The sequence below is a fragment of the Microcystis sp. LE19-10.1B genome (assembly GCF_027530565.1).
Classification (GTDB): Bacteria; Cyanobacteriota; Cyanobacteriia; order Cyanobacteriales; family Microcystaceae; genus Microcystis; species Microcystis aeruginosa.
Map to the genome: position 1 here is coordinate 1 of NZ_JAPZQM010000359.1, position 5,003 is coordinate 5,003.

The following is a 5,003-nucleotide window of genomic DNA, read 5'->3' on the forward strand; positions in this document are numbered from 1 at the left end:
TAAGACTTTTAGACTTTTTGTCAATCAAAAAGTACCAGATATGGGAGTGGTCGGGGGGAAAATCCCTGGACTTTTTCCCTGAAAATTAGGTAATTTACCCGATGAAAATGGGTAAAACCCCACACCCCACACCCCACACCCTACACCCTGCCCCTAGGAAAAACTTTTTCAGCAAATCCTAATTAATACCAATCATCCATCGACCGGAAAATTGAGGCATCGGGGAACATAGTTGGATTACCACTAGCGTCGATTTTTTGCCGTAATTCTCGCAATTGTTGATTGCCGATGAGAAAATCATTTTCTACTAATTGATAGGGCAGTACATTATTATCTAAAGCATACACTGCCGTGATGCCGGCAGCTACCCCAGAGGACCACTCGAAGGAATGGACACGATAGGCGGCCGCGGCAATATGACTAAGGGCGATACTTTTGCCCGCTATCAGTAAATTATCGATTTTTTGGGGAATTATAGCCCTTAAAGGGATCTCGAAGGGATAAGCTTGCCCTTGTCCCTGTCTTTCTCCTGCTTTTTCTGTATTACCCGGTTTTTCGGGGGGATGTTCCGTCATGCAGGGATGAAAATCAATCGCATAGTGACCGATACCGACGGAATCGGGGTAAATGGTAGAGCGCTTGCGTTTAACGGCCTGATCGGGGGATAATGTGCCATCAAGTACGGAAAATCCCTCTAATCCTGCCAAGGTGGCAATTAAGCGCCGATATTCTGCCGGAGAAAGATTTTGACGATAGAAATCGCTTTGAAAATTTTGTCGGGAAATATCGATTTCTGTGACGGTAAAACCATCGGGGTAAGTCAGGGAAGGACGACCGATAATCCGTCTTGCTTCCCGAATATAGGGATATTTTGACAAACCATGGGCAGTTCCCATGGGAGAATCAAAACCGGAGAGATAACGGTTATTCAAATGGGGAACTTTTACCCCGTCCCCTAACTGGGAATCGGTGGTCCCTTCTACTAACCAATAATAGTAGGAAATGGCGTGTTCTTCGCCCCTCGCGAGGGTTTCGGTGCGTAATCCTCCCATCCATCCCCCCGGAGATAACTGTCCTAACTTTTGCAACTGTTCACGGGTGTAGATAAAGTTATCCTTCGCAGTCCCCGGACGGTAATCATTTCCCCAGGTCCAATTCTGCATGGAAATATCCCCCGGGACGGGTTCGGTAAAAGTAATTCCCCCAAAGGTTTTCTCTTTACCCAGTTGCGGACTCCAAATACGACGATAGGTGAAAACTAGGTCAAAATCGGCTAATCGCGGCAATTCATAGCTAAAATAGGGGGCATAGCGTTCATAATAAACGGGTTTCTCGTGGGTTTGTGGTTTTTCTGTTTCCTCCATGGCGAAGGTATAGGTAAAGCCTTGGGTACAGTAGGGGTCTCCAGTGACGCTAGAGGAAGAAGGTTCGAGATAACTGCGCTTATCGACACCTAAACGGTAGGGAATATCTGATAATCCGATTATTTCCCCTGTTTCGGTCGCTTCAATCACATACCAATCCGCTAATTGATTCGGTTGGGAGGATTTGGGGACAAAACGGAGGATTTTCTTATCAAAACGGGGAGAATTTTCGTAGCGATAGATATCCTCCATTTTTTGCGATAAAAACTCGGTATTTAGGGGAGGAGTACCTTTTACGGGACTATGTTGAATAGCAATTACACTGGTAATCTGTTGACCGGTACCGCGATTGGGTAAAGTTTCAATATTTAATTCTTTGACTACCGTGGAGGGAAACCATTTCAGAGTTCCTTTGCCTTTTTTGGCAGCGTCTTCTAACTGTTGAAATAATAATTTATGTCCATCAAAAGGCAAAAAACAAGACCCGCTTACCCAACATTCTCCGGGGTTGCGTTTCCCGTAATGCTTTCTAATTCTTTCCCTAAATTCTAGATAACCTTTCGGGAAAAATAATTTTTCTCTTTGTGTCCGTCTTTCATCTAATGCGGAGGTTCCCTGAGAAGATATCTGTCCACCCACCCAGTCGGTAATCTCGGTTAAACAGACGGTTTTTCCTAATAATAAAGCTTCGTAGGCCGCACCGGCACCGGCTAAACCACCACCCACCACCAGAATATCACAGCCGACGGTTTGATCTGGTTCTCGCGGGGGGGCTGCTAGGGTGAGGGGAGTGAAAGCTTGCAGGAGAAATAATCCCAGAGAGAGGGATTTAAGAGGAGTAAAGTGATGATTGAAAATTTTAGGTGACATTATTGACAAATATCAATGTTGTGACTGAGAGTTTCCTCTTTCTTTGAAGCAGTAGCGAGAGAATCTGTTCCTGAAATCCTGATTGTTTTTTTGGGCAATATTGAGAACTTTGTAGCTTGATGCTGGCTTTTGAGAGATTATACATCGCCAAGCTGACAATCGATCGCTTTTCTGGAAATGTCTTGACAAAATAGAGATAGCCTGATTCGGTGTCATTCCCTTTGTTATTCCCTGTAATCCTTCCTAAGTTAAATTCAAAACAAACCCGGGTAAGACATCTTCCCCGGATAAAATAGCAGGTAAATTAATAATTTCCCCATCGCTATTTAGTCGGTAGATTTCCACCTGCTGCTGTTGAGGATTAATCAACCAACCCAAACGTAAACCACTGGCTAAATATTCGCGCATCTTGTCGCGTAAAGAGGTTAAGGAATCGGTACGAGAACGTAATTCAATCACAAAATCAGGACACAAAGGTGGGAACTTTTCTCGCTCTTCTGCGCTCAAAGCTTCCCATCTCTCCCGTTTTATCCAAGCAACATCAGGAGAACGATATCCTCCATTTGGTAAACGAAAAATTGTCGAAGAACTAAACACCTCACCAAGTTGAGTTTGCTCGTTCCATACCCCAACTTTAACAATCAAATTAGCTTCTTGTTTACCAGTATTTCCACCCACGGGAGGCATAATTAATAATTCTCCTTTTTGATTACGTTCTAAATTCCATGTTTGATTAGCCTGACAGAGATGATAAAATTGTTCATCAGTCAAATTAACTGTCTCTAGATTTAACACTACAGTTTCCATCGCTTCTCCTTTTTGCTACTTTATCAACTATAACTTAATTATAAGAATGGCCCTATCGTTGATTCATCTCAACCTATTTACCTAATTGACTCTCTAAAAATTCTGGCCAATTGGGATTAGTAGTGTCTAGGGAAATTAGATAGGGTTGTTCTTTTTCATTAAAAGGTTCTGTTTTCTCAATTTGGGCATTTAAAACCTCGATAGTAGCGTCAGAAATATCGCCTTTTCTAGCGGCAATCCGTTGTTTTAAAACTTCTATAGGTGCGTGACAATGGACAATATGAAAAGGAATCTGTAAATTTTGGGCATAGGTTAATAAGGGTTCTCGCCAAGCATATTTATCGTAGCGTGCATCGAGAATAACTGGATAACCTAAAGCTATTAAAATTTCGGCTAATTCCGCCAGTCTAGCGAAGGTTTTTTGACTCATTTCGAGACTATATATGTCTAGACTTCCTGTTTGATTTAAGTCAATTCCAGCCAAATGTTTGCGAACTGCATCGGAACGAATCTGAATAGCATTAAGATTTTTAGCAATTACTTTACCTATGGTACTCTTACCCGATCCAGAAAATCCCGACATCAGAATTAATCTCGGTTTCTGCGGTTGGGTGTACTGCCAAGCTAATTGATAATAATCTTGTGCATTTGCTTTAATTTTCTCGGAAAAACTGTCACCATCAAGCAAAAAACTATTGACTTTTGCCCTCACATATGCTTGTCTGGTCAGGTAGAGAGGCAAGACTTTTAAACCCTCCCAGTCCGCGGTTTGTTCTAAATAAGTATTGACAAATAAATTAGCGAAATCTTCTCTGCCCCTAGCGGTTAAATCCATGACTGTAAAAGCAATATCATACATGACATCAACGAAGCGAAAAGATTCATTAAATTCTATGCGATCAAATAATTGTATTTCTCCCTGCCACTGACAGATATTATTTAAATGTAAGTCACCGTGACATTCGCGAATCATCCCTTTTATTTGTCTTTCTTCTAACCAATCTCCGTGTTCTGCGAAGAATTTATCTGTATAAGCTTTCGTTTCATCGTATTGTTTTTGGGTTTGGACAAAATTAATATATTTCTCGGTTTGTTGGTAGTTTTCATCAAAAGCTTGTTTAATAACTTCTAAATTGCCAAATTGAGTAATATAGGAATTAGTCACAGCTTGTCGATGAAATCCTGCCACTTTTTCAGCCAAAGATTTTATAGCTTTTTCCGTTAGTTCTCCCCGTTCAAAAACTTTACTCAGTAAACATTCTTGGGGAAACTGATTCATTTTTAAAATGTATTCGATCGCTTTTCCTTCTCCATTTAAACTTATGCTACCCTGTTGATCATTAATTGACAAAACTTCTAGATAGATATTATCGGCGACTTTTTTATTTAACTCTAGTTCCTGTTCTAGATAATACTTTCTCTTTTCTAAAGTGGAGAAATCTAAAAAATTATAATTAACTGGTTTCTTGACTTTATAGGCATAATCTCCTGTCAAGAAGATAATTGAAGCATGGGTTTGGATAATTTCAACGGGAATTTTGACAGAATGAGGATAAAAGTCAGGATTTTTTAATTCTTCGATTAATCGATTGCTATCCATAGCGAGAACTCCTATCGGTTGCATCTCATTTGTATAAATTTACTAGGTTGGGATTTTTCCAGGAAAACCCTCAGCTAAAATTGGCTGTTATTTCCGATTTTATCACTTAATCTTTGACTCTTGGGGGATTCTACCCCCCAAACGCGGGAAAGCATTAGCTTTGCAAGTGGGATGCTTACACGGGGTTGTTCATACATTTGTACCAGTTTAAGGATGACTATCTAGGGTCTGCTGAAAAAGTTTTTCGTGGGGACAGGGTGTGGGGTGTGGGGTGTGGGGTGTAGGGTTTTACCGATTCTCATCTGGTCAATTACCTAATTTTCAGAGAAAAAGTCCCAGAATTTTCCCCCTATCTCTCCCAC

At 41.0% G+C, this 5,003-nt stretch carries 3 protein-coding genes; all 3 read right to left on the reverse strand.

Annotated elements, in window-relative coordinates:
- Positions 1 to 182: 182 nt before the first annotated feature.
- The 3 genes from O9332_RS12785 to O9332_RS12795 all read right to left on the reverse strand — a co-directional run bounded on the left by O9332_RS12785 (position 183) and on the right by O9332_RS12795 (position 4,641).
- Positions 183 to 2,234, reverse strand: a complete 2,052-nt coding sequence (locus O9332_RS12785; RefSeq protein ID WP_002761709.1) for an FAD-dependent oxidoreductase — start codon at positions 2,232 to 2,234, stop codon at positions 183 to 185.
- Positions 2,235 to 2,477: 243 nt separating this feature from the next.
- Positions 2,478 to 3,041, reverse strand: coding sequence for a Uma2 family endonuclease (locus tag O9332_RS12790; protein ID WP_002761711.1), 564 nt, complete (start codon positions 3,039 to 3,041; stop codon positions 2,478 to 2,480).
- A gap of 73 nt (positions 3,042 to 3,114) precedes the next feature.
- Positions 3,115 to 4,641, reverse strand: a complete 1,527-nt coding sequence (locus tag O9332_RS12795) for a bifunctional aminoglycoside phosphotransferase/ATP-binding protein (protein ID WP_043999316.1) — start codon at positions 4,639 to 4,641, stop codon at positions 3,115 to 3,117.
- Between the last annotated feature and the right edge of the window lie 362 nt (positions 4,642 to 5,003).

Coding starts and splice junctions, on each gene's coding strand:
- O9332_RS12785 (WP_002761709.1), bottom strand. CDS start 2,234: ATGTCACCTAAAATTTTCAATCATCACTTTACTCCTCTTAAATCCCTC.
- O9332_RS12795 (WP_043999316.1), bottom strand. CDS start 4,641: ATGGATAGCAATCGATTAATCGAAGAATTAAAAAATCCTGACTTTTAT.
- O9332_RS12790 (WP_002761711.1), bottom strand. CDS start 3,041: ATGGAAACTGTAGTGTTAAATCTAGAGACAGTTAATTTGACTGATGAA.